The following is a 2571-nucleotide window of genomic DNA, read 5'->3' as shown; positions in this document are numbered from 1 at the left end:
GTGCAATCCCGCGCGGTGGCTGGACTGGCCAACGGCACACTGATTTTCGCTATGCCGGGGTCTCCCAATGCATGCCGCTTGGCATTTGAGCGTATCATTCGTGAACAACTAGACGCCTCACACCGTCCCTGCAATTTTGTCCCCCATCTCAAAAATGGGGCATCACAACCATGCAAGACGAGGGATGCCTCATGACAAAGCCATTCACTCATCTCAATGCGCAGGGTGAAGCCAATATGGTCGATGTCAGCGGCAAGGCAGAGACTTATCGTGTGGCTATCGCCGAGGCGCATATCGTCATGGCTGCCGAGACTGGGGATGCGATCCGCGAACAAACCATCAAAAAAGGAGACGTTCTGGCCACCGCCCGCATTGCCGGCATTATGGCGGCCAAACAGACCAGTCAGTTGATTCCTCTCTGTCATCCGCTTGCCTTAACCCATGCCAGCATTCAGTTTGAATGGATCACCCAGAATCGGCTCAAAATCATCAGCGAATGCCGAGTCACCGGACCAACCGGCGTAGAAATGGAGGCCCTGACAGCGGCGAGCGTGGCCGCGTTGACGATTTATGATATGTGCAAGGCAATCGACCGTGGCATGACCATCGAAGCGATTCGTTTGTGTCACAAAAGTGGTGGCAAAAGTGGGGAGTGGAACGCAGATGGCTAAAATCCTTTTTTTTGGACAAACAAGAGATCAACTTGGTGTCAGCCAAATAGATTGGCCACTTGCAGGCCCAATACAAGTGAGGGCGTTGATTGATCAGCTGGCCAATCAGAGCGGCAAATGGCAATTTCTCAAAGAATCACAACATTTATGTGCGGTGAATCAGACCATTGTGCCACTTGATCATGAAATTGATGATGCCGACGAAGTCGCTATATTTCCTCCGGTGACAGGTGGGTGAGCATGGATCTCGTGCAAATTACCGAACAAGCCATTGAGATCGCCCCGCTGATGGCCAAACTCCATGAGGCGGACGATGGGCAAGGTGCCATTGTCACGTTCAGTGGACGTGTTCGAGGGCGCACTGATGGCGTTTCAGCGCTCTTCCTCGAACACTATCCGGCGATGACTGAAAAAAGTCTGCGGCAAATTGTCGCTGACGCACGCCAGCGCTGGTCGCTCGGTCATGTCTGCGTGATCCACAGAGTCGGTGAAATGCGTCCCGGTGACACCATTGTTTTTGTCGCCGCCACAAGTGCCCATCGACGTTCCGCCTTCGAAGCGGCGCAATATCTGATGGACAGACTAAAAACGGAAGCGCCATTCTGGAAAAAAGAGAAACGGGGCGAGCAATGGCATTGGGTTGCTGCAAAAAAAAGCGATCAGGCCCTGCGGTCACGCTGGGACAAACCCACCAATCAATAATCCTCCAATTACTGCACTGCATGTGGGTGCACTGGTCGCACCACAAAATTTTGTAATCTCACTGCCAAAAATAATTCATTTTCCTGTCATCTTAGCGAGCTACATAATGTTGCTGTCTTAACGACACATGGATGGGAGTCGAGTTGTACCCAGTCCAAAATCACTCGCTCAACTGTACACATCTAGGAGGATGACTATGAAACACACCATTTCCAGTCTGTTTGTCTGCGCTTACGCTTCGGTGCTGTCAACCAATGCGGCTGTGGCCAATGATTTCTTCCCGGCGGCGCAGTCGGCCACATACCAATACGTGATGGCACCAGCACGTGGTGCAGAAACGCAAACGGCAACTGTTCAGCAAATCGACAGCTACGGCAGCAACTGGGTCAAGTTTGATCACTTCTTGGGGCTGCAAAATGTTTGGGTATGGCGCTCGCTCAATTCCGAGGCCATCTATGTGTGGGACAGCGAACAAGCTAAAGCGATCAAGCTGGTTGATTTTTCCGATCCTGCTGGTTCTCGCTACACTTTGAACCTTTCACCTTCGATGTCCCCCATGGCAAATTGTATGCAGGAGGCTATCTTACAAAGCGTCAAGCCACTGGATATGTTGGCAGATGGTAAACACCACGACGTGGTGACCGTTCGCTTCCAAGGTAGCTGCCGTGACGGAGGCATCGAAAGTGCGTCATTCGCCCGCGGTATTGGCCTGGTGGGATGGAGTGAGATCACCTTCATGGGGTCAAACCACTACGCGCTGATTGACGCGACCATTGACGGTGAAGATGTCTTCGATCTGGCAGGATTGAAAGCCGAATTCACCTTGCCCACTCCAGTGGCCGCCACGGACTTGCAGCCTGGTGTTGTGCCAGTCTATGTCGACTTGTCGAATCCGACCGACAAAGCCATCACCTGGACGTTCCCAAGTTCGCAAATGTTCGATATCGTGATTTATAACCAAGCCGGTGAGGTTGTTCAGCAATGGGCAGCGAACAAACGCTTTGCACAAGCGCTGACAGACCTGACCATTGCCCCGGGTGAAACGAAAAAACTGGGCGACATTGTGGCGCTTCGCGATATGAATGGTCGAAACCTGCCTGCTGGACAATATCGAATCACCATCGAAATCAAAGGCAGTCCGATTGACCCGCAAACCCCAAGGTTACGTTACGAGGCGGTGATCAATCTGTAACTCGTC

General features: G+C 52.2%; 5 protein-coding genes. All 5 read left to right on the top strand.

Annotated elements, in window-relative coordinates; translation table 11 throughout:
- Positions 1-195, top strand: a 195-nt coding sequence (locus D6694_11715; GenBank protein RMH38924.1) for a molybdenum cofactor biosynthesis protein, incomplete at its 5' end; no start/stop codon positions are given.
- Positions 192-671 (top strand): cyclic pyranopterin monophosphate synthase MoaC, encoded by a 480-nt coding sequence (moaC, locus tag D6694_11710; protein RMH38923.1) that lies wholly within the window; start codon positions 192-194, stop codon positions 669-671. The genes D6694_11715 and moaC, both read left to right, overlap by 4 nt.
- A complete protein-coding gene (locus D6694_11705) occupies positions 664-909 on the top strand; it encodes a molybdopterin synthase sulfur carrier subunit (GenBank protein ID RMH38922.1) in 246 nt (81 codons plus the stop codon). Before moaC ends, D6694_11705 begins: the two co-directional genes overlap by 8 nt.
- A gap of 2 nt (positions 910-911) precedes the next feature.
- Positions 912-1373 carry a molybdopterin synthase catalytic subunit MoaE gene (moaE, locus tag D6694_11700; protein ID RMH38921.1) on the top strand — a complete coding sequence of 154 codons (462 nt, stop codon included), beginning with the start codon at positions 912-914 and terminating at the stop codon, positions 1371-1373.
- A gap of 127 nt (positions 1374-1500) precedes the next feature.
- Positions 1501-2565, top strand: a complete 1065-nt coding sequence (locus D6694_11695) for a hypothetical protein (GenBank protein ID RMH38920.1) — start codon at positions 1501-1503, stop codon at positions 2563-2565.
- Positions 2566-2571: the final 6 nt, after the last annotated feature.

Source organism: Gammaproteobacteria bacterium (assembly GCA_003696665.1).
Taxonomy (GTDB): domain Bacteria; phylum Pseudomonadota; class Gammaproteobacteria; order Enterobacterales.
This window is presented reverse-complemented; position numbering and strand designations above follow the sequence as displayed.

Bases quoted from the DNA above. Each gene is read 5' to 3' on its own strand.
- moaC (RMH38923.1), top strand. From the start codon at position 192: ATGACAAAGCCATTCACTCATCTCAATGCGCAGGGTGAAGCCAATATG.
- D6694_11695 (RMH38920.1), top strand. From the start codon at position 1,501: ATGGATGGGAGTCGAGTTGTACCCAGTCCAAAATCACTCGCTCAACTG.
- moaE (RMH38921.1), top strand. From the start codon at position 912: ATGGATCTCGTGCAAATTACCGAACAAGCCATTGAGATCGCCCCGCTG.
- D6694_11705 (RMH38922.1), top strand. From the start codon at position 664: ATGGCTAAAATCCTTTTTTTTGGACAAACAAGAGATCAACTTGGTGTC.